The organism is Sphingomonas sp. (genome assembly GCF_042095875.1).
Lineage (GTDB): Bacteria > Pseudomonadota > Alphaproteobacteria > Sphingomonadales > Sphingomonadaceae > Sphingomonas.
Map to the genome: position 1 here is coordinate 56,332 of NZ_JBELMJ010000013.1, position 20,498 is coordinate 76,829.

Annotated in this window: 20 protein-coding genes and 1 pseudogene; 4 read left to right on the plus strand and 17 right to left on the minus strand. The window is 66.4% G+C overall.

All coding sequences use genetic code 11. From position 1 onward, the window contains the following. Positions 1–114: 114 nt before the first annotated feature. Entirely contained in the window at positions 115–3,348 is a 3,234-nt protein-coding gene (locus ACFDS6_RS06815; RefSeq protein WP_375271373.1) for a hypothetical protein, read from the plus strand. A 569-nt stretch (positions 3,349–3,917) separates the two neighbouring features. Here the strand turns inward: ACFDS6_RS06815 and ACFDS6_RS06820 are convergent. Then, positions 3,918–4,808 (minus strand): 3'-5' exonuclease, encoded by an 891-nt coding sequence (locus ACFDS6_RS06820; protein WP_375271374.1) that lies wholly within the window; start codon positions 4,806–4,808, stop codon positions 3,918–3,920. Between the two features lie 167 nt (positions 4,809–4,975). Here ACFDS6_RS06820 and ACFDS6_RS06825 point away from each other — a divergent pair, with 167 nt between their 5' ends. Further along, positions 4,976–5,518: a hypothetical protein gene (locus ACFDS6_RS06825; protein WP_375271375.1), complete on the plus strand. Its 543-nt coding sequence runs from the start codon at positions 4,976–4,978 to the stop codon at positions 5,516–5,518. Between the two features lie 10 nt (positions 5,519–5,528). Here ACFDS6_RS06825 and ACFDS6_RS06830 read toward each other — a convergent pair whose 3' ends face one another. From ACFDS6_RS06830 to ACFDS6_RS06850, 5 genes are all read right to left on the minus strand, one after another. Beyond that, positions 5,529–5,918: a hypothetical protein gene (locus ACFDS6_RS06830; protein WP_375271376.1), complete on the minus strand. Its 390-nt coding sequence runs from the start codon at positions 5,916–5,918 to the stop codon at positions 5,529–5,531. Between the two features lie 33 nt (positions 5,919–5,951). Then, on the minus strand, positions 5,952–7,664 hold the full coding sequence (locus ACFDS6_RS06835; protein WP_375271377.1) for a hypothetical protein: 1,713 nt from the start codon (positions 7,662–7,664) through the stop codon (positions 5,952–5,954). Between the two features lie 102 nt (positions 7,665–7,766). After that, entirely contained in the window at positions 7,767–8,288 is a 522-nt protein-coding gene (locus tag ACFDS6_RS06840; protein ID WP_375271378.1) for a hypothetical protein, read from the minus strand. Positions 8,289–8,490: 202 nt separating this feature from the next. Continuing rightward, entirely contained in the window at positions 8,491–8,628 is a 138-nt protein-coding gene (locus ACFDS6_RS06845; RefSeq protein ID WP_375271379.1) for a hypothetical protein, read from the minus strand. A 40-nt stretch (positions 8,629–8,668) separates the two neighbouring features. Continuing rightward, a complete protein-coding gene (locus ACFDS6_RS06850; protein ID WP_375271380.1) occupies positions 8,669–9,115 on the minus strand; it encodes a hypothetical protein in 447 nt (148 codons plus the stop codon). A gap of 278 nt (positions 9,116–9,393) precedes the next feature. Between ACFDS6_RS06850 and ACFDS6_RS06855 the strand changes: the two genes are divergently transcribed. Then, a complete protein-coding gene (locus tag ACFDS6_RS06855; protein ID WP_375271381.1) occupies positions 9,394–9,519 on the plus strand; it encodes a hypothetical protein in 126 nt (41 codons plus the stop codon). 251 nt (positions 9,520–9,770) lie between these two features. Beyond that, positions 9,771–10,526, plus strand: a complete 756-nt coding sequence (locus ACFDS6_RS06860; RefSeq protein WP_375271382.1) for a hypothetical protein — start codon at positions 9,771–9,773, stop codon at positions 10,524–10,526. A gap of 7 nt (positions 10,527–10,533) precedes the next feature. On the opposite strand, the gene ACFDS6_RS06865 is transcribed toward ACFDS6_RS06860, so the two are convergent. The 11 genes and pseudogenes from ACFDS6_RS06865 to ACFDS6_RS06915 all read right to left on the minus strand — a co-directional run. Then, the gene (locus ACFDS6_RS06865) at positions 10,534–12,630 is read right to left on the minus strand and encodes an ATP-binding protein (RefSeq protein WP_375271383.1); all 2,097 of its coding nucleotides are present in this window, start codon (positions 12,628–12,630) and stop codon (positions 10,534–10,536) included. Positions 12,631–12,732: 102 nt separating this feature from the next. Then, on the minus strand, positions 12,733–13,335 hold the full coding sequence (locus ACFDS6_RS06870) for a hypothetical protein (protein ID WP_375271384.1): 603 nt from the start codon (positions 13,333–13,335) through the stop codon (positions 12,733–12,735). 1 nt (position 13,336) lies between these two features. Then, positions 13,337–14,830, minus strand: a complete 1,494-nt coding sequence (locus ACFDS6_RS06875; protein WP_375271385.1) for a DUF2779 domain-containing protein — start codon at positions 14,828–14,830, stop codon at positions 13,337–13,339. A gap of 95 nt (positions 14,831–14,925) precedes the next feature. Then, positions 14,926–15,105: a hypothetical protein gene (locus ACFDS6_RS06880; protein WP_375271386.1), complete on the minus strand. Its 180-nt coding sequence runs from the start codon at positions 15,103–15,105 to the stop codon at positions 14,926–14,928. Between the two features lie 66 nt (positions 15,106–15,171). Next, positions 15,172–15,579 (minus strand): RES domain-containing protein, encoded by a 408-nt coding sequence (locus ACFDS6_RS06885; RefSeq protein ID WP_375271393.1) that lies wholly within the window; start codon positions 15,577–15,579, stop codon positions 15,172–15,174. 57 nt (positions 15,580–15,636) lie between these two features. Then, positions 15,637–15,987, minus strand: a complete 351-nt coding sequence (locus ACFDS6_RS06890; RefSeq protein WP_375271387.1) for a hypothetical protein — start codon at positions 15,985–15,987, stop codon at positions 15,637–15,639. A 135-nt stretch (positions 15,988–16,122) separates the two neighbouring features. Then, positions 16,123–16,443: pseudogene (locus ACFDS6_RS06895) on the minus strand (ADP-ribosylglycohydrolase family protein); the annotation flags it as partial. 30 nt (positions 16,444–16,473) lie between these two features. Continuing rightward, positions 16,474–17,589: a hypothetical protein gene (locus ACFDS6_RS06900; protein ID WP_375271388.1), complete on the minus strand. Its 1,116-nt coding sequence runs from the start codon at positions 17,587–17,589 to the stop codon at positions 16,474–16,476. Between the two features lie 14 nt (positions 17,590–17,603). After that, positions 17,604–18,377: a hypothetical protein gene (locus ACFDS6_RS06905; protein ID WP_375271389.1), complete on the minus strand. Its 774-nt coding sequence runs from the start codon at positions 18,375–18,377 to the stop codon at positions 17,604–17,606. Between the two features lie 382 nt (positions 18,378–18,759). Continuing rightward, positions 18,760–19,638, minus strand: coding sequence for a hypothetical protein (locus tag ACFDS6_RS06910; protein ID WP_375271390.1), 879 nt, complete (start codon positions 19,636–19,638; stop codon positions 18,760–18,762). Between the two features lie 11 nt (positions 19,639–19,649). Beyond that, positions 19,650–20,498: replication initiator protein A (locus tag ACFDS6_RS06915; RefSeq protein WP_375271391.1), on the minus strand; the 849-nt coding region annotated here is incomplete at its 5' end.

The window sequence follows — 20,498 nt, forward strand, 5'->3', positions numbered from 1 at the left end:
GGACGCTTGGCCTACCCTGGAAAGGGGTAACTGCCCGACGGCGCGGCTGGCCCGTCGCGCTGGAACTTGTAAATCTTAACTAATTAGAGACGGACTGCGTCTCACCGTAGCCCGATGGAATCCTGGGTCGACGAGAGTGACGCACGCGGCGCCGAAGGCGGTCGCGTGCGGCGTTCGGGCGCATTGAGGCTGGCGTGGGACCTGCCCGACGATGCGCAGGTGCAGCATCTGCTGGCAATGCTTGAAGCACGGCTTGCGGATCCGGAACTGTCGTCTCGACAACTCGAAGCGATCATCATGCTTCTTCTCATCATGCAATCGGGAAGAGAGGCAAAGAATTGGTATGACGCCATCCTCAGCATCGTCGGCACATTCGACAATGTCCGGACTATGCCGGAGGGTATCGCACTGCATGGGAAGGAGGCGCTTCTCATCCTGCGTGACATATCCGCGGACGAGCCGAACAGCATCCTTGTGCCCGCCTTATCGGCATTGGCCCGAGCCGCGGCGCGTGCCGCAGCAACGATGCCAATGGGCGGTAAGCTATTCGCTTCGTCCAGCGACCTTCTCACGGAGGAGATTGCGCGGCTTCTGAGGCTCCAAGGAGCCTTTGCAAAAGCGACGGGGGGAGACTCTGCGTTGCGTCGCTGGCTGCTTCGCCGCCTGCGTGACACGAGCCGGGGAGATCCCGCCTTTGCCTCCATCGTCGCTCCGGAAAGTCGCACGGTCGCGAAGACCATATCGGCCTATTATGCCGTTGATGCCCAGTCCGCGTGGAGCAGCTTCAGCAAAGCCGTCGCGCCGCTGCGCGGGCTATCGGTCAACACCCTGCCAGCCGCTCTTACTACTGCCAGACATGGCAACCGGCACTGTCCGAACGATACCTCGCTGAGGAAAGCGGTTTCCCACCTTCGGTGGATGCTTCAACAGCCTGCCATTGATCCGCGACTTCGAGGCACGCCGACCTCCGACGCTCCGGCTCCCCTTGGTCCGCTTCCGATCGCACGTTCGCGACATATCGCCATGATGATTTACACTTTCGCATTGGTGAGCTTCGGCACGGGTCAGCGAGGGCAGCAATCCTTGCCTGACACCAACATGATCGATCCGGAAACCGGATTTGCATGGGTAGAGGAGAAGGGCCGGATCGGCGAAGGCCACGACGGAGAAAGGGGTGTTTTTCACTCCCCCTTAGTGCGTCAACAGATTGCGCAGTATGAGCGATATCTTGATCGGCTGGCGTCGAGATTCGATGGCGTCGATGACGTTGCAGCCCGTGCGGTTCGCGAGATTATTGCTCGGCCAGGCCTTCAGTTCGTCGACTTTCAGGACGGCAAGATCATCCGGCTGAACCACTCGACACTGCACACGGAGGCCAAGGCGCACTGTGACTGGCCGTTTCAGCCCGGATCGGGTCGCAAATGGCTGCGTTCGAACCTCGGCGGCATGGTGCCCTCCGACGCAATAGCGGCTCAGTTCGGCCATCATCATGACGGTTTCAGTGTGTGGTCGAGATACTCCGGATTGCGTCCGGACAAGGTTGGCGCTTCGCTCAAGAAGGCAATCGATCCCTTGATCCAGGCGGTCGGCTTCGAGGCAATTGGTGGGAAGGACATACGTGTTCCGCACAAGGTCGCAGACCTTCCGGATTTCGATCTCTTTCCAGACAATAAGCGTAGAGCGCAGGCTGGAAGGATTCTCGCATCCGCCATGTGGCATGGCGGGTTGCTGAATCCCGATCAGCAGTTCGCCGTCCCCGCGGCCGCTACGGCAGTGGTGAAGGCGCGAAAGACGCCCGACTGGCTTGACCTGGACCGCACAAGCTATGCCTCACAGCAACGTTGGTTTATCGATCCAGAAACTCGGGCGCGGTTGGACGAACAGCGACGCCGCGGGTTCACCGATCTTAATGTTAACGTCGATATTGACGAAGCATTGTTCGATTACTTCCGCTTTCTCAATCCTCGGCCGCCCGGGCCGACTTCCGACAAAGCGACAAGAGCAGAAATAACATCCTTTCGCGCGGCTGTAGATCGCCGCTGGCGCTTCAAACTTCCGCCTATCCTCTACGCAGCCGCTAAGGCGCAGCTCAGCAATCACTCATTACGGGCGGAAACGTTTGACCCCGCAATGGATAGGCCAACTCCCGCGCCCGATAAACGGCCGCGACGGCGCGCTTACGAGCGGCGTGACAGTTATGCCGAGCTCAAACACTTCCTCAAGCGATGTTGGCCTGGGCGGAAAACCACTGCCACAAGCAAGAAGATTGCGCGAACTCAGGCGGCTACGATTGTGGAGCAACCGTTCTACCATCGCATGTCGCCGCTTGAGCGGTCGCTTGCGCACGCCTTGATTGGCAGCCTCAATGCTAAGCGGGGATTGTCACCGCCAGGTGACCATATGGAAATCGTTCTGCGTCGAGCCGGACGGCTGTGGCAGCACTTCGTTCCACGCGATTTCGCACGATGGGAGCACCAGCCCTTCGACTTGCTCAGCGTTGACGAAATTTTTCAGCATCTCCCTGAACGCGCACCCTGGCGAGGCGATGTGGCCAGCGATCTCGCGACCCTTCTGATCGACGTCGGCGCACATGACAAAGCCAGTGAGACGATCAAACGGCTTCGTCGCACGGATCGCAGTCACATCGCGAGCTGCCTGCGCGCGCACGAATATGCGACTCTGTCACAGAGCGCGTCCGAGGAGGTGGCCGTTGCCGCCATGCTGTCCTACCGCGCGGGTCTGCGGATCGGTGAATTGCGCTGGATTGGCTCATCAGATGCCGATCTCCACGAGCATCACGGCGTTACAACACTGTCGATCAATCATTCGCATTATCGCAGGTTGAAGACCGACGAGAGCCGACGGCACATCCCGCTTCAGCTTCTTCTTACCCCAGAGGAGATGAAGCGCTTCGAGCGTGCGAACAGGAGCCCAGAACTGATCGCCTCGGTTACCGAACTCGAGAGCGCGTATGACCCAGCGCTGGTTAATGCCTTACGTGCGGTCACCAGCGTCAAATTCAATTTCTTCCCTCTTCGGCACTCATTCGCGACGAACATCTACGCCGCGGTGTTGTGGCCTGACGAGGGGGATACGAGCTTGCATCGATTCTTCGACCCGCTGCTGATCGCCCGCCGTCGCAAACTGCGCCGCCATCTATGTTCCGATGACTCCCTCGGCGCGACTGCACCGCATGCTATCGCGTTGCTGATGGGTCATACGCATCCGTGGCGCGCGCTGTTCAACTACGTCCATAATCTGGAGGTGGTCCTTGCTGCTCACGTGCGATCGGTCACCCGCGTGCCGAAGCAGCAGGTGGCAGCGGTTGGAGCAGCTCTAGCGGCCTGATCCCTACCAGCGAAACGCGCCGCTTTTCCTCCTGAGGCGAGATCGCGGCGGCCGGTTCACGCAGAATTTAACTTTTTAATAACCATGTCTGCCAGCGCATATGTGCAGCGACCTGCGCAGTTGCGCACCGCCCCTGCGCAAATGCGCAGGTTGACGATGCAATGCGGAGTCACGTGCAGGCCGTCACTCGGCGTGTCGCTGATACCGATCGATCACCACCGTTTCCGGCCGAATCATCGGGTCCAACGAGCGCAGGAAAGCGTCTTCATGCCCGATTTTCTCCTCATCACCCTTGATCCGCCAAACGCACTGCTTCGCGATAGCGCCGCGTCGAGCAGATGTGCGGCCACCGCCCCCCTATCACGCGAACATACGGTTCAGCGCCCGCATACCCGTGAAACCCGTCGATTCCCCTCTTTGCGCGGGATCCCAGCAGCCCATCCGCGCAGAACTTAACCTTTCCGTAACCGTGTTTGATCGACGCATATGCAGAAGCGATCTGCGCATTTGCGCACCGCGCCTGCGCAAATGTGCAGGTTCACTGTGCGAATGCTGCCCCGCGCAGAGCATCACTCGGCGTGTCGCCGATACCAATCGATCACCACCGTTTCCGGCCGAAGCATCGGGTGTAACGAGCGCACGAAAGCGTCTTCATGCCCGATTTTCTCCTCATCACCCTCAATCCACCAAACGCGCTGCTTCACGTTCCAGCGATAGCCCGCCGCCTTGAGCGCGTCGCGAGTGGAGAATGGCGCGTCCCACGCGATAAGCCGAAACGTCGGCCGACGCGCCGTGTCGAGCAGATGTGCGGCCACCGTGCGGCCATCGGGCGCCTGCCGTGCGAGGAGACAGGTCAGCGCCCAGCAATCCTCGCCGGCGCGGTGGCTGTCCGCGATGAAATGGCCTGCGGAGGCCACGAGGTGTCCGAGTGCCTTGCCCTCCAGCCCGAACCGCCGCCAATCCAGCTCCTTCACGGAGCACGCCCACGGGAGATCGATCCACGGGAAGCGGCGCACGAGAAAGCCGCGATCGAAGGCGGCGTGGTGGCTAACGATGACATCGGCCTTCAAGAAAAGGCGCTGCAGGCTCTTCTCGTCGAATCGCTGTCCCGCGACCATCCGGTCGCCGATGCCCGTCAGCGTCTCGACCTCCAGCGGGATCGGGCGCGAAGGTTGCTCCAGCATCGTCACCGGTCCCGTCACGTCGCTGAGTAGACCAGTCCCGTCCAGGCGCATCAACGCTATGCCCAGCTCGATCGGATCGTGCCGTGTCGGATCGAGCCCGGTTGTCTCGAGATCGACGACCGCGATCGTCGTTTCCTGCTCATCTCTGCCCGACGTGGCAAGCCACATCTCCGAGGGTTTTGGAAGGCGGCGTAAGACGCGAAAATCGCCATGCTGCTCGAGCTTGCGGGCATCAAGCTCCGACCGGCGGCTGCCGGAATAATGGTAATAGTTCATTCAAAGCCTCGCTGAGGTGAACGGGCGAGCAAGAGTTCAAGGGATTTTCCCTCACCCTTCCTGCTCAACTCTCAATCCACCTCCCCACTCAGGCCTGACGTGCTGACCATCGACGCTGGAGAGTGACGGCAACCTGATGGCAACGACATCTGAGTTATCACGCCAGTATGAACGTCGCTGTCGGCACCCTACTCGATCCCGCCGCCGCCGCGCATGAGGATGCGACTACACGGGTGAACGCATGGCGCGGGCGGTGCCTTGCCAGCTTCGCGCGGGCCGAGATGGCGGTGAGCGAGGCATTGTTGTCGCTGGCGGCGACGCGCGAGGACATCGCGCTGCCACACATGTTCGGGCAGCGGGTCACCGCGCTGCGATCGGCTGTCGCCAACCGCGACGAGGGGCGAGAGCTTGAAGCCGCACTGGCCGCGTTCGCCATGCGTCTGCCATTGCGCGTCTTCCTAACGCACGGCGATGTGCAGGTGACGGTCGATCGCAACGGGCGGTGGCAGGTGGTGCTCACCGTGCTGGCGCTGAAGCACGGCGGCGGGGAGCGCAGTTTTCTGGTAGTGGACGAGGAGGAAGCGCAGGAGATCGCACGTGCGCTGGGTCGCGATCGACAACGACTCGTGACGCGGCTCGTGCAATGGCGCACCACGTCCCCTGCCAAAGCGGAGCTGATAGGCCTGCGCGCCGGAACAATTCGGCGCTAATCAACCGACCTCACTTGCGATATCGACACCAGGCGTAGGCTCCGACACCAGCAACGCCAACCGTTGCCGCCCCAGCGATCACGGCGGGCGCGCTAGCCACGCCGAGCGTGGTCGCGCCAACGCCACCGAGCGTGCCGGCCAGATATCCCGTGCCGCCTGCACCGACCGAGGTAAGGATCGCCGCGCCGCTGCTGTGTGCGACTGCGGCGACGCCGGCGGTGCCGACAAGCGTGCTCGCGCCGGCCACCGCAGTCCCGACGCTCATAGCCGCGACGCCGGCGCGTTCGCACCACGTCTTGGCCTTTGAAGGCGGCAGTGTTCCGGCGGACTTCGCAAGCGTCGGTGCACTTGTCATCACCAGCGCAGCTGCGGCTAACCCTGTTGCGATCCGTCGCATCATCATCCTCCCGTTGTTGCGCTAGCTGGTGCGCGATTACATCCCGAACACCTTCATTCCGGCATCGATCATCCCCTCCAGCCCGCGGCGCACCTCGCCGCGGCGCGCGGTGAGCGGGGCTTCCTCAATGATGAGCACGCCCTCCCCGGCCATGACGCGGTCCTTAAGCAGCTGCTCGCGGCCGAAGAAATATGGCCAGAACGTCTCGGTGCGGGTGACCGAATAGGCGAGGTCGGCGGAGAAGCCCACCAGCTGATCCTGTCCGAAGACGCGCCCCTGCTCGGCGCGTTCGACGCGCACGCCGCGGCCGCCCTTCAGCACCAGCCGCGCGGGACCGTGGAAGACGAGGTAGCGCAGTTGCAGGGTGAGCCAAGCGTTTAATGAGCCGAGTCGCCAGTGATGCGTGATGCGCAGCCGCCGCCGGATTGGCTGGGCCACCGCGGCGAGCGCGCGCGGCTGGAGCACACAGGAGGCGCCCTCGGGCAGTGTCAGGATCGTGACCTCGGCCAGGCCGTCGCGCACCGCGGAGACGGTCGTCACCTCGCCATCACCACGGATGCGGGTTAGGAAGGTGAGGCCGGTAGCGATGCTGGTGAAGGGCTTGCGCCACGTCAGCAGCCACTTGGTCCGCTTCGCGCCGGCGTGACTGCTGGTCTGGAGATAGTCCCGTCGCACGAGAAGCTCCTCGCCGGGATCGAGCCGCACCGCGACCGAGGTGGCGGACGACGCCGCGGGCGCGATCGCGATACCGCGGCCGTTGGGCACGCGGAGGCGGATCGCGGTGCGACGCATGGCGAGCGGCGCAAGGACGAAGAAGCAGACCAGGCGGATGAGGAAGGGCGTGGCTATGATGAGGGCGAGCGCGATGGCGGCGGTGCGGAGCAGCCGCGATATCTGCCAGTCCTCGGACCAAACGCGCGCCTTTTCCTGAAAAGTGCCGGAAAACTTAACGCGCGCTTCTTCAACCTGCGCGGCCAGTTCGCGGCCCGCGATGATGGTGGCGCCAGCGGCGCGGTCATAGGCCGCCGTCGCCGCCCGTCGCATCTGCGCCGCGGTGCCGACCAGCGTGCGCGCGCCATCGCGCCGGCGCCTGAGGCTCTCGACACCGGCGCGGCACCTTGTCTCGGCCTGCACCAGCCGCTTGTGTTCGGCGCTCTCGATCCACCTGCCACCGACGCGCCAGCGAAACGCGCGCTCGTTCGCGCGGACTTGTCCGATCACGACGTTGCATTGCCGGATCGCTGCATCCAGCCGGCGTTGCTGCGTGCGCAGGTCCGCGAGCGCGGAAAGGCTGCTGGCGTCACGTTCACGTAGTGACAGCGCCGCGTCGATCACCGCAAGCTCTTGGTCGATGAACGATATTCGCAGCTTATCTCGTTCGAGGCGCAGCAGGGCTTGCTTGTCAGTGATTGCCAGCATCCAGATGGGCTTTGCAGCCGCGACCTGCTGCCTCAGTTTCACACGCTCGCCGGACAAACCGAGTCGATGGCTTGTCAATTGGGCGACAGTCTGGCCGCTCAGGTTCCTCGCGCCAGCACGAAACGAAGCCTGTGCCGCGTCGCGTTCGGCGAGGATGGTCTTCTTCGCGTCAGCAAGTGTTTTGTGGCGTAGCTGTGCCTCCCGGCCGCCTGTGACAGCCTGCTTAACCCAGGGAACGACAAAGGTACTGGCGGCGATAGCGGCAACCAGCACCACGTAGAGCACCGCCTTGCGCCCCAGCCATCCTAACACGTTGCCAATCGCGTTCATGCGCTCTCCCTGCCTTGCGCGATATCAAAGCCGCGGCGGCGGTGAGTAGCAAGCGATCGATCCCACGGCCGACGTGCACGCGACCGCCTTTGTCGTAAGGCTTTACACCAGCACCGGCCGAGAGCGGATCGCGTTGAGCACCGGGGGCTCGACCGCGTAGACCGCCAGTCTCCGTCCCCCGCGGTTCACGTGGTCGGTGACGCGGCCGGCATAGTGGCGGCGGACGAGGCCCGCGCGGACGAGGTCGGAGACGGCGCGGCTGACGTTGGCGCGGCCGACCGCGAGTGCCTCGGCCGCGAGCGCCTCGTCGATCGCGGCATCATCGTCGCTGCCGATCCGCGCTGCGACCTTGGCGCGCAGTGCGGCGCGACGACGATCGCGTGCGGCGAGCGGCACAAGCTGGCGCGCGAGCCAGTCGCGCAGCGCCAGGCGCTCGCCCTCCCCTGCCCGCACCCAGGGACCGGCATGCCCGTCAGCACGCGCCGCCTCCGCGATCAGGCCGAGCACGAGAAAGGCGTAGCGCGGGCGGGTCGAGGCGGCGGCGAGCGCGGCGAGGATCGCGCCGACGTTTCCGGGCGGGACGGGGTGCGGCGGCGTGGCGGGCGGCGGGAGGGGGCTGCTCATGTGTTGGAGTCAAGCACAGCCGGAACACAAGGTGAATCCCTGGCGTGCACCGCGGCGTCGCTTTGTCGCGGGTGACACTTTGCCTGCGAGCGCGCGCGGCAGAGTGTCACGGGCGACGCCCCAGCCGCCGAGCTGCTGCGCCACCCAAGCCATCGCGAAGAAGAAGATAACCAGACCGACGATCGGCACCGCCGTCCTCCCCTCAGCGCCTGAACAGCAGGCGCAGAACCGCAGCGAGCATCCGCAATTCGATCACCTGCACCAGCGCGCCGGTCCAACCGAGCGTGCCGACGAGCCAGACGGTGAGCGCAAGGCCGAGGAGGAGCGCGAGCGAGTTCATGCGCGGTGGGTGGCGCGGCAATGCGACAGGAGCGGACGCGTCAGCCCGCCGCGTCGCTGTCCGCGACGATCCGCGAGACGCGCCACGTCGCGCACGGGAACGCCGTCGCCCTCGAATGTTGGAACGCGGGATAGACGCTAAGATGGTGGACGAAGCCGGGCGGGAGATCGAGTGGCAGGCGATCACGGCTGCGATCGACGGGCGTGCAGGCGGCGAGCACGGCGTCGGGATCGGGGCATTCGTAGAGCGTGCCGACGAGCGTCGCCTCCTGCAGCAGCTCGGCACCGCGGTTCTGCGCACGAATCGCAACACGCCAGGTGCGGGTGTCGTCGGCGAACACCGGCTGCGGCTCGGCGCCCTCGAGCGACCAGGCGAGCACGGGGGTGTCGTCGGGAAGCGTGTGCTCGCTCCACCGATCCTGCACCCACAGGAACGCGCCCCAGGCGAACAGCGCGTAGACCGCCAAGCGGAACGGGCGAAACTGCATCAGCAGCACTAACAGGATGCCAAGCGCGATGCCCTCGAGCGCGGAATGTCGGTTGTCGGTCAGGTGATGGCGCCTCCGTGCAGTTGAAGCGGCGGGATAAAGCGGGTGGGCGACAGGAACGGTCGCGTGGGGCAAGCGCCCGATCCTGGCGGGTGGGCGTGCCAGAAAGCGCGGCTTTGGCGAGGAGATGACCCCTGACGCATGACGACGAACACAATTACGCGCTAGCGGACGATTATGCCGCACGCTGCCTGAGCGCCGCCCTGGCGCTCGGCCTCTTGTTCGAGATGCGCCTCGGGCCGGCAGCGTTCCGGCTGCGGTGCGGCGACGCGGCGACGCAGGTCACCGTGCTGCTGTCCGACGCGCTCGCCCGTTGCCGCCACCACGCCCGCGCGGTGCGCTGAGGCGACCAGCCCGCGCGCACCGGCTGGACCTACCTGTCGCTGCCCGCGCTGGCGGTGATGCTGGCGCAAACGGCCGCGCGGATCGCATCGACCTGGTGGTCCGTGGGTGGGACGAGACGTATCCCGACGTGTCGGTCGCGTGAGACACGCACCCGTTATGATCGGGTGAAGGCGGCGGGCCGGGAAATGCCCGGATAGCCGCGCGCGGCAGTGGCGAGCACAATATTGACGGTCACAAGAGTGGAGCCGTCATGCTGAATCCCCTGCCGCCCCTTTTCACCAGCGAGGACGCGGTCGCCCTGCACCGCGCAACGTCGAGCGAGCGCAAGCGTCGCAACGCGGAAAGCCCAACCATGGGCCGCGACGCCACGTGGGCTCAGATGATTGCGATCTACGAAGGGGTCGTGATCGACACGCTGACACGGCTCGCAAGCGCTCCAAAGTGGAGCAAGCTGGAGCTGATCGGCGCGAGGCGGGTGATCGACCATGCCTTTCGCTGCGCCAGTGAACCGCCCTCCTTCTACGCCGGGGCGCTCTATGTCAGTGGCGGCCGACTGGCGCAGATCGCACGGTGGCGCGCAGCGTGCGGTGAAGGGCCGGGCGGCCCAGCGATTCCGCGCGGCATCGTCGAACACGTCCTGCCGCTCGCCACCTTCGCGTCGGGAACGCGCGTGCTCAAATCGCCCGCCGCTGAATTGCCGCAAGCAAGGCGCGCGCTGCTTGGTCCGGTGTGCGTGATCACGCGCGAAGAGAATGCGCGCTTGGCGACCAAGACGCATCCCGATCCTGAGCGGCCGTTCCTTCGCTACGCCGGGATTGCCGATGTGTATCGCACGACCGATGGCACGCGGCTCGATCCCGACCACTACACCTTTGCCGATCACGCCGCCCTCATGCGAAGCGTGCCCGCTTACGCCTCGGGCGCTGCCCTCTTGGATACCGCCGCGAAGGATTGGGCCGCAGCCCTGAAGCAGAGCGGGTATACCGGCACAATGCGAGACCTCTGACGCCCGCTCAGGCGCGCGTCGCCAGCACCGGCTCGCGCGCGGGCAGGTGGAAGCCGGTGCGGGTGCCCTCTGCCCCGCGTGCCTCTGCCTCCGCGCGGATCCAGGCAGAGAGCGTGGCGGGGTCGCGCTCGCCCAGCACGGCGGCGCGCTTCGCCACCACGCCGACGTCGCCGGGGGTGACGCCCTCCAGCGGCGGGGTGCCGGCGGGGAGCGGCGCGTCGAACGTCGCGGCAAACAGCGCCGCGGCGCGCGCGGGGGTCAGCGCGCGGAAGCGGACGGTCAGCGTGAAGCGGCGCTGCGTCGCGGGGTCGAGTATGTCGGCGAGGTTGGTGGTGACGACGAACGGCGCGGGATGGTGCTCCATCCAGCGCAGCATCTCGTTCACCATGCTTCCCTCCCACGATCGCGTCGCGGTGCGGCGGTCGAACAAGAACGTGTCCGCCTCGTCGATCAGCAGCATCGCGCCGCGCTCACCGGTATCGCGAAACGCGCGCGCGATGTTCGCCTCCGTCCCGCCAACGAAGGGGCTGAGCAGGTCCGAGCCGCGTTTCTCCTCCACCTCGATGCCGAGCACCTGCGCCAGGTGGCGCGCATAGGCGCTCTTGCCGGTGCCGGGCGCGCCGGCAAGCAGCAGACTCCACCCACGGCCCGGTGCGGCCGCAAGGCAAGTGGCAAGTTGCGCGAGATCCTGGTCCGCCTGCGCCAGCGACGGGTCGTAGATGGCGGGCCGCGGGGCGACGCGCAGTGGCGCGTGGCCGAGCGCCTCCAGCAACCCTTCGCCGATCTGTCGCGCCGCTGCGCCGCCGCCGCCCGACAGCCGCGCCGCCTCCACCGCGCTCGTCAGCACCGCCGGCGAAGCAGGAAGCTGCGCCACCGCGGCGATCTCGTCCGCGGATAGCGTCATGCCCCGCGCCGCAGCGGCGCGCGTCACCACCCGCGCACGGACCCGCTCAGGCGGCAGGTCGAACGCCACCGCCAGATGCATCCGCCGCACCACCGTTGCCTCGAGCTGATCGAGACTGTTCGCAATCCAGATCGTCGGCACGCGCACATCCTCGACCAGCCGATTGAGCCACAGCTTCGACCGGCCCTCACGCCCGTCGGTCGGGATAAGGTTGAGCACATCCTCCGCCTCGTCGACGACGATCACGTGACGGCGCGACGTGCGGGTGAGGCCGCGCAGGACGTTGAGGTGCGCGAGCCGCTCACGCCGGGTCGGCTCGCCACCGTCGTCATCCGCCAGCCCGGCGAACACCGCGACCAGCCCGGTGCGGTCGGCGATCGCGCGTGCGAGCTCGCTCTTTCCGGTGCCCGCGACGCCGTGCAGCAGGACGTTCACGCCGCAGTTTTCACGCGCCGCGGCGGCGATCGCGTTGGCGGCGAACTCACGCGCGGCGACGTGCGTGAAATCCTTCCATCCGAGTGTCGAGGCGGGCGCCGGCGGCAGCATGCGCCGCGCGAGCGCCTCGGGCGCACTCGTGTGCATACCGGCGACACGGATGAGGAAGCGCCCGGCATCGAGATCACCGTCGCTATCGCAGCTCACAAGCCCGCTCGCAACCAATCGGCTCCCCGGCGACACGCGCGAGTCGATCACTCGCGCAGTGAAGTCGCTCAACAGCGACAGGACACCCGGCGATAGCCCACGCCCTCCCCCAGGCAGCGCGCGCACGAGGGCACGCCACGCCTCGAACCGCGCATGTCGCGCGAACAGACCAAGCAGCGCGCGATCAACCGCGTCGAGCGCGAGGGTCGTGGCGAGCCAGTCCATTCGCCGATCAAGCGCAACCGCGCGGCGCGGAGCCGGGGTATCGGAGAGCGCGGCGCAGATCTCGCCCAGCACCGGGCTGGATAGATCGCCGATCGGGTCGCGCTGATAATCGAGCACGTCAAAATCATGCGCGCCGAGATCGACATCAAGCCAGCCCGCCTGGTCCCGCACGAATTCGAGCACGGCCGGCGCAACGAGGCGGAGCGCCCGTTGCGGCAGGCGCGACACCGCCCGAACGAGCGCGCGCCGCAGCAGCGCACGCTCGGCGGCAGAGGCTTCGGAAAGATCGGTGCCGGCACGGAGAGGATGGAAGGACGAATGACGACGCGACATGCGCGGCTCCTTTGCTTGCGAGAACATCGGGGCGCCGAAGAAGCGCCCCGACGGAACCGCGCGAAGGCCGCCGGTTAGGTGCAGGGTTATGCCGGAGGTGCGTCAGATATGGTCGTTTGTAGGCCTCAAAGTGTCTACCGTGGCCTTTAACGCTGCCGCAACTGCACGCTTGGTTGGTTCGACCGGTGTGAACTGTGGATGCGGAAATCCGAAAGCGATCGCCTCTCCATCCTCGTGCGAATATGAACCCGCATCGAACTCTCCTCCCTCATCAACGAGAAGGGCGCCGTTCTGCAGACTGCCGGTGTAGTGCGGCCACAAAGACCAAGCACGCCGAGAAAAGACAAAGATGCGATCAGGCTTTAGTTGCTCGATTAAGCCATAGGCGCGATCCGGAATGGCGTCACGCTGCTCCTTGGTGCCCTCTGCGTAGCGCTGATCCGCCTCACCCACCAGCGTGGGCAGCGTGTTCGCAAAAGCCACGCTGTGCCAGAAGGTCGAAGGGTCGACGTCACCGAAATAGCTCCGGATGCGGGGACAGAACGGCACATTTTCCTCACCGCGAGCCCAAGCACTCACCACTTCCTTCGTGATCATTGGGTTGTCTTTCTCCAGCTCTCCCCAGTGCGAAAAGCCGACGATCAAAACCTTCTGCCCATCCAGTCCGACCGCGTAATTCGACCCGACCCATGGTTCGTGCTGCATGTCATGCTCCTTCGGTGTTAAGCGTTTCAACCAACGCCCGCGCCACAATGCGCATCGCTTCCACGTCCTGCCTGCAATAGGCCCTGAGCGCCGCGTCGAGCGCCGCCCTACGCGCGGGCGTGCAGCCGTCCGCCGCCGCCTCGGCCCACGCGTCCTGTGCCTCGCCGCCGTGTTTCACCTCGAGCATCGCGTAATCCATGTGCGGGGCGATCGTCGGGAGGACCGCCTTGATCGACCAGCTACCGCGCTGGTCGCGGTGATACCAGTGGGTGCGGGTGACCGGGAGCAGGTCGACGAGCCGTTCGGACAGACGCTCCAGCGCGGGCGCGAGATCAGGGAAGGCGGCGGCGAGCTTGTCGATGACGCCGCGCTCGAACGACGCATTGTAGGCGATCACCGCGCCCTCGCGCGGCAGGCGGCACAGCGCCTCGGCGCAGGCGCGGCGCGGGTCGGTGCCGTCGAGGCTCAGGAACTCGTGGAGCGTGTCCCCTCCCCCATTTTCCTCGACGATCGCGGTGAACTGGAAGGGCACCTGCTCGTAGGGGCGCGTGCCGATCCAGCGCGGGATGACGTGGGCAATCGTTTCGAAGTCGAGCCAGGTGCGTGGATAGGCCCAGTCCGCCATCGCGGCGCGTGCGCCGGCCGCGTCGTGATCGGGGGCGCCCGAGACGGTCGCAGCGTGGACGCGGCGCGCGTTGCCCTTGAGCTCGCCCGCATCGACCGCGAACACGTCCGCGATGCCGGCCGTGCGCCACTTCTTGCCCGCGCCGTTCGGCAGCACCTCGACCGGCCACTCGGGGCCGGGGAGCAGCGCGGCGCGGCAATAAGCGTCGAACTCGCACGCGAAGGGCGCATCGCACTGGTCGCCGGGCACCGCGGCCGGCTCCGCGCCCGCCAGTGTCGCACGCGCACCCGCGACCAGCGCCGGGACGGCGGCGAGCTCGTCGGCCAGATCGTGCGTCAGGTCGGCGTCGGCGAACAGGCCGTCGAGCTCGCCCTCGCGCTGCAGCACGAACGACGTGTCGACGTGGCGCACCGCGGCGTAGCTGACCGCCATCCCGTTCGCGCGGGCGACCCATAATTGCGTCGCGAGATCGGCGCGGTGGTAATCCCTCGCGCGCGTGGAGGACTTCACCTCCGCCATGTGCCAGCCCCCTGCCCCGTCGGGCTCCAGCACGTCGCAACGGACCAGCACGCCGTCATGCTCGAACGTCGCCTCGTAGATCGGTGCGTCGTGGCCGGCGGCGAGCAGCGCCGCAGTGGTGGCGAGCGCGGCGGCGAGGGTCGGCTCGGCCTCGACCATCACACCCGCGCCGTCATGCCGCGCGGAGCATTGCCGGCACGCCTCGTCCCCGATCGCATGGCCGGCGGCGAAGCGCGCTTCAGCACCATCGTCATATGCCGCCGCGTCGGGGCGATGCACCTGGAGCCAGAGCCGCTTGGGGCATTGCGCGTAGGAGGTGAGCTTGGACTTGGACAGGCCGTGGCGGCGCATGATGATTCCCCTGATGGCCGAGTGTTGCAGGGGTCGATGCGCGGCACCAGCGACAGGATCGGTCGTGCGCGTCAGCGGCGACCACGGCGAATTGCCTAGCGGTAACCGCACGCGAGGCACTGGCGCTCGGGCTCGCCGATCAGCGAAAGGCCGCACCCGCCGATCACCGCCTCGCCGCGCTCGGCGAGGTCGAACAGCTCAGGCGTCGGATAGCCGAAGTCCATTTCGACGCCGCGGCGCTGGCGATAGGCGGGGCAGATGTAGCGGCGGGTCATGCGCGGGAGCGGTCGTAACCTATAGCGATCAGCTGCCGGTGAGCGCGGCTTCCGGGTCGAGCAGGGTCAGCGCCGCACCCTCCCTGCCTTAACAGCGGCGTGCCAGTGCCACAGAACAAGGTTCACCCCGCCGTCGCGCTGCACCGGCGAAATCAACGCCCCATCCGCGCCCGTACCGATCAGCGCATCGATCAGCGGCCAGGTGGGTGGCGTGCCCTGCTCGCCTAGGTGGATCCGACGCCACGCGCACCGTGTTAGCGCGGGGTCAGCGCCGGTCAGGTCGGCGATGCGGGCAGCATCCACGTCGAACGCGACGAGCGTGCCCGGCCGGATCAGCAGCTGGTGCATCTCCTCGATCGTGGTCGCGTAGTCCGCCGAGAGATAGAGCGCGCGAACGTCCGGTCGACTCCACCGACCGCCGGTGAGATGCGAGCCGCTGTCCAACGGCCGCTGCTGCCAGCGCACGTTCAACACCCCCCAGGAGCGGCCGGTCAGGGGGGCGAGCGGACGCGCCAAGACCGTCAGCCCGCGTCAGGCGTAGACGCCCTGGTCCACCCCTTCGAGCGTCTCCATCACCGCGTCGGCATAGTCTCCCTCGGCCAGCTCTTCCGCGGTCTTGCCCCAGCCGGGGATCGGCTGATGCCGGAACCAGATGATCGCGCGGCCCTCGTCCCCTGCCAGCTCCGCCGCACGCGCGATGATGCGCGCGATCTCGCCCAACTTCGCCTGCACCGCGGGGCTCTCAGGCTTGGCAGTCATGCTGTTGCGATTGACGTGCGCGAGCCTGGCGAGGCGCGACATGGGAAGGCGCAGCCGCTCGGCCATGCGACGCGGCGCGATCATGTCGTGGTCGCAAATGCTATCCAGAAAAGCGGCAAGCATGGGTGCACTTCTTGCCTGTTATATGCACCTGAATGGTTGATGGTTCAATCATTCCGCTTTCGCCAGTTGAGCCAGGCGGTCCCGAGCTCTGCCGCTCGAGCATTGCGAGCGCGCGTTTCTGGCGAGAGCTGCGGGTCATGCGCGGCCTTGAGTGCAATGGCGGTCTTGGCGGCGAGTATCTAACGTTCTCGTTCGAGCCGGAGCCGATAATCCATCTGCTTCGACCTTCAGCAGCGCCAGCGACATGCCTGCGATGCGCGGCTCCCAGGCGATCTTGCTGCGCCAGTCTTCCGGAATGCCGCTGGCGCCGTAGAGCGCGCAGGCGAGCTGGCCGGTGATCGCGGCAGTGGTGTCGGCGTCGGCGCCGAGATTGGCGGCAAGCAGGATGGCGTCGCGATAGCTGTCGGTCTGGTCAACGAACCACAGGGACGCCTCGAGGCTGTGCGCGACATAGCCCGAAAACTTGGTCGTGGCTGGTGCGGGCGGTCATGCCTCTGCCGCCTTTCGCGCCATGTCCCGCAGCAGATCGGTGATGCCGTTCTGCACCGCGACATCGTTGAGGCGGGTCGCGGAGAAGCTGGGAAAACCGATCGTCGACGTGGTCGAGAGCGGGCCGGCAATCGCGGCAAATCGGTTATACAGTTGCTGACGCACCGCGTCGTCCTTGAACGCGTCATGCGCCTTCAAATACTTGAAGGTTATCGCAACCGTGCCCTTGCCTGCGCGCTGGAACAGCAGCGGAAAAGTGGTGCGCGCCGGGCCTTCGAACACCGCGACGATAGAGCCCTGCCGATCGGTCACCTCGGCATGGCCGCCGGCGTTGGCGACGCACTCCGTAAAGCGATGCGCCGCCTGCACGACCGTGTCGCCGAAGGGAGCGATGAACGTCGCGATCCACTCGTCTCGCGTCATGGGCGGCGGCAGCTCGCCCTTCGCCTGTGCCTTGGCCGCCTGCGCGCGCTCGGTTTCGCCGATCACGCGCGGGGTGAAGGCACGGACCCCGTGCCCCTCGAACCACGACAGCTCCACCGCGCGCACGTCGGCGCGCATCTGTTCGTTTAGGAACTCGACAATGCGGGCGAGCTCGCGCGGGATGACGTCGGCGACGAACACCAGCTTGACGCGGCCGGCGGAGAAGTTGGCGTCGACCTGCGCCCAGAAGGCGTCCGCTTCGACACCTTCGGGCAGAAACTCGGCAAGCAGGGCGTCGGACTCCTGCCCCGCCTCCTGCGCACTCGCGGCGAAGTTGGCGGCAATCGTGCCGGCCTTCCAGTAAGCGGTGGCGTTGGCGGCATAGTCGAGCATCTGCCCCACCACCTCCCGCCGCAGCCGCGTGTCGACCGCGCGCTTCAGCTCGACCAGAACCGGCACGCCCGCGCGCGTCACGAACAGGTGATCGAGCGACCAGCGCCCTGCCCCCTCCTCGCTGTCGGCAATCGGCAGCTCGCGCCGGATCAGCAGCAGCGCGCCATCTGCGTCGGCAATGATCTCGGGGTAATCGGCGATTAGGCGCTGCATCGTGTCCTCGTTCTCGGGGGCGGCGGGGCTCATCGCGGTCAGGCGGTTATCGGCGTCGACGGTGTAGATGACGGGTCGGGTCATTGGGGCTCCGATGGTCAGGGCTGGTAGCGGTCAATCACGCGCTTTGCGTGGAGTGCGGCGGGGCCGGTGAAGGTCGCGAGCCATGCGCGCCAGGTGCAGGCGGCGAAGCGGACGGCGGCGCCCTTCACCAGCGTCGATAATCGTGCCACCTCCTCGCGGTGCTGCGCGAGGGCGCCGGCGGGAACGCGGGCGGGTTCGGCGTAGAGGTAGAGCAGGACCGGCGCCTTGCCGATGCGCCGCGCCTCGGTGACGAGGCCAAAGGCATGCTTGACGAGTTGCGCGGCATCAACGCGGCAAAACAGGTAGGGGCTGGCGCGAAGGTCGTCGCGCAGTTGGGTCCACGGCTGCATGCCCTCTCCCCACACACCGCGGTCATAAGCGTCTGAGAGCTGCGGGCGCTTGGCGTCGCGGAACGGCTCGAAGCGCTTAGACTCAACGCCGATGAGATGGCGCGGGGTTTCGACGGCTGTGTCGAGCCAGGGGTGGCGTCCGCCCAACCAGGGGAAGCGCATCTGGCGCTCGACATCGACGCGCGTCGCGGGCCAGTCGAGGTCGGCGTGCGGAGGAAAGGCCGGCAGCTGGTCGGGGCGCTGCAGGAACCAGCCAAACGCATTCGCGACGAGCGCGGCGCTGCTGTCGGTGCTCGCGAGCTTACCGCTTGCGATCTCGTTGCCAGGGGAGCGGGCGAAGGCGGCGCGGACGAGTGGTTCGGGAACGTCGGGGAGGAAGAGGTTGGGCATGGCGGCGGTGTTATCCGTCGGGGTGTCAGATCCGGTCGTGCTGTTCATCTACTCCTTCTCCACTTCCCTTCTCACCAAGCGAAGCATCGTATCTTGGTTAGAGAGTTTCGATTCTAGGTTAGGAGGTTAGCGGTGCGCTGGGTGTGTTCAAAGCGGCGGATGAGCGCGATTCGGTTGCTTCGGCGCGTTCCCGAAGTGTCGGGAGTTTGTTCCCGATGGAACGAGGAGGGCGTTCCTGAAGGATCGTGGACGCGTTCCCGAAGGTGCGGGTGGCGTTCCCGGAGTGTCGACGAACGCGTTTGGCAGACGCGCGATTGAATCACTTCCAACAGAATGGAAGCCGTCGACGTTCAAATATTTTGTCGGGCTGGTTCGCCAACGATGTCGTGCCTGGGGTGAGGGCTCCAACCCGACACATCGGGAACGCTGATCACAGCAGGCCACGGCTCTCGAGCGCGGCGCAGCCGATCATTCCGACGATCAATCGCGCCTGCTGTGCGTCGAGCACAAAGATCTCGTTCCGTGGATCTCGACTAGGAACTAGCGTCGCGACGCCCGCCTTCAGAATGTCGCGCGCAACACCGTTCTCGATGATGGCGTCGACACCGGTATAGGTGAAGCACCGCGGGATGCGTGCGCCCGCCTCGATGCGGACACCGTGAACGGCGGCACTCGCCACCAAAGCATAGGCGTTACGCGGCTTCGGTTTCCGGGCATTCGGGTGCGGGGTCGTGGGGCGGACGGGGCGGAGCTGCGACAGCGGCTTCACCGGCACGCTGTCGACCGGGCCGATCGACAGCAAATAACGGTTGAGCGTGGCGCGTTCGGGGTTGTCGTCGGGCTCGCCCGACAGCGTGGCGCCGTGCCGGGCGAGGCTTTCAGGCGCGGCGCCGCTCAGGTTGCCGAGCCCGCCCGCCAGGTTGGTCAGGCAGCCGCCCTCGTGTAGCCTCCTGTGCTGCATGATCAGCTCGGCCTCGCGCTCGAGACAGGCGAGCTGGTCCTCCGCGGTGTAGTCCGAGTCGATCCTGTAGCGGACCGCGCCGCCCTCACGGATGATCTTTCGGATGACGTTGCACTTGACCGGATTACTCTCGCCGACGGGGTGATGGCGGCGCGCCTCTGCCTCATGCTCCAGCGCGTGGCGGTTCAGCCCTTGCCGACGTAGAATGAGCGGCCGTCGGGATGCAGCAGGATGTAGACGTAAGAGCGGCCGGTAATGCTGCGCAGCTGCGCGTCGGCTTCGGTGCGGGTGCCTTCGAACATGGCAGAGCGTCTCCTTCCGTCTGACCGTCACCGAGAACCGCGACACAAGGGGACGCGCTACCGCCCCAGCTCGTGGCGGTGCTTCGCATCCCAGCGCCGCACGAAGCCGATGAAGGCGCTCTGGTAGCTGACCGGGGTGCGCGCGGGGTCGGCGGCGAGCCAGGTGCGGAACTCCTCGTGGAGCGCCTGATAGTCCCAGCCGGGGCATTCCGCGCGCAGCGTTGCGAGGGTCGCGTCGGCGAGATCACCGGCGGATCCGCGGGTGGCGAGGCCCTTAACCGAGCGGCGGATCATCGCGGCGACGGCGGAGAGCTCCGCGACGCGCGCGGGGTCAAGCGGGTCGGCGTGTTTCCCCGGGGAAACATTCGACTCAAAATTGTCCGTGCGACGATTTCGTGCGGATGTTCGGCTCGGCGTCGAAGGCGTCGTGCCGGCTGCGGCACCTGCCGTGGTTTGCGGCGGGGTAGGGGGTGGGGGCAGCCCCTCGCGCTTCTCAACCCGCGCGCCCTCCGCGCGGCGGCGCATCCGGACGCTCGGCTCGCGCTTGCCCGCGGGCTGCTCGAGCGTGAGGGTGTAGCCGGGCAGGGGATCCTTCTCGACGATCTTGGCGATCTCGAACTTGAAGCGGCGATACTGCCCCTCCGCGCCCGACTTCTCGAACAGGGTCGGCATCGAGATCGCGAAGCCCGCCTCGCCCGCGCCGCCGGCGTGCTTCCTCGCGACCTTGTAGAGCCAGCGCTCGCGTCCCCCGGTCAGGTCGAAATAGGCGCGGTCGATGCTGAGCACGCCGCCCGTCATCATCACGCCTTCCCAGAACCAGTTGGAGAGCTCGATCGTCATTCCGCGCGATCGCTCGGTCTTCTCGTCGACCAGCTGCGTCCAGCCGTCGAGCCAGCTGAACGTCGC

What these genes read in the sequence shown, in the direction of transcription:
- ACFDS6_RS06815 (WP_375271373.1), top strand. Translation starts at nt 115, where the DNA reads ATGGAATCCTGGGTCGACGAGAGTGACGCACGCGGCGCCGAAGGCGGT.
- ACFDS6_RS06820 (WP_375271374.1), bottom strand. Translation starts at nt 4,808, where the DNA reads ATGAACTATTACCATTATTCCGGCAGCCGCCGGTCGGAGCTTGATGCC.
- ACFDS6_RS06825 (WP_375271375.1), top strand. Translation starts at nt 4,976, where the DNA reads ATGAACGTCGCTGTCGGCACCCTACTCGATCCCGCCGCCGCCGCGCAT.
- ACFDS6_RS06830 (WP_375271376.1), bottom strand. Translation starts at nt 5,918, where the DNA reads ATGATGCGACGGATCGCAACAGGGTTAGCCGCAGCTGCGCTGGTGATG.
- ACFDS6_RS06835 (WP_375271377.1), bottom strand. Translation starts at nt 7,664, where the DNA reads ATGAACGCGATTGGCAACGTGTTAGGATGGCTGGGGCGCAAGGCGGTG.
- ACFDS6_RS06840 (WP_375271378.1), bottom strand. Translation starts at nt 8,288, where the DNA reads ATGAGCAGCCCCCTCCCGCCGCCCGCCACGCCGCCGCACCCCGTCCCG.
- ACFDS6_RS06845 (WP_375271379.1), bottom strand. Translation starts at nt 8,628, where the DNA reads ATGAACTCGCTCGCGCTCCTCCTCGGCCTTGCGCTCACCGTCTGGCTC.
- ACFDS6_RS06850 (WP_375271380.1), bottom strand. Translation starts at nt 9,115, where the DNA reads ATGCAGTTTCGCCCGTTCCGCTTGGCGGTCTACGCGCTGTTCGCCTGG.
- ACFDS6_RS06860 (WP_375271382.1), top strand. Translation starts at nt 9,771, where the DNA reads ATGCTGAATCCCCTGCCGCCCCTTTTCACCAGCGAGGACGCGGTCGCC.
- ACFDS6_RS06865 (WP_375271383.1), bottom strand. Translation starts at nt 12,630, where the DNA reads ATGTCGCGTCGTCATTCGTCCTTCCATCCTCTCCGTGCCGGCACCGAT.
- ACFDS6_RS06870 (WP_375271384.1), bottom strand. Translation starts at nt 13,335, where the DNA reads ATGCAGCACGAACCATGGGTCGGGTCGAATTACGCGGTCGGACTGGAT.
- ACFDS6_RS06875 (WP_375271385.1), bottom strand. Translation starts at nt 14,830, where the DNA reads ATGCGCCGCCACGGCCTGTCCAAGTCCAAGCTCACCTCCTACGCGCAA.
- ACFDS6_RS06880 (WP_375271386.1), bottom strand. Translation starts at nt 15,105, where the DNA reads ATGACCCGCCGCTACATCTGCCCCGCCTATCGCCAGCGCCGCGGCGTC.
- ACFDS6_RS06890 (WP_375271387.1), bottom strand. Translation starts at nt 15,987, where the DNA reads ATGCTTGCCGCTTTTCTGGATAGCATTTGCGACCACGACATGATCGCG.
- ACFDS6_RS06900 (WP_375271388.1), bottom strand. Translation starts at nt 17,589, where the DNA reads ATGACCCGACCCGTCATCTACACCGTCGACGCCGATAACCGCCTGACC.
- ACFDS6_RS06905 (WP_375271389.1), bottom strand. Translation starts at nt 18,377, where the DNA reads ATGAACAGCACGACCGGATCTGACACCCCGACGGATAACACCGCCGCC.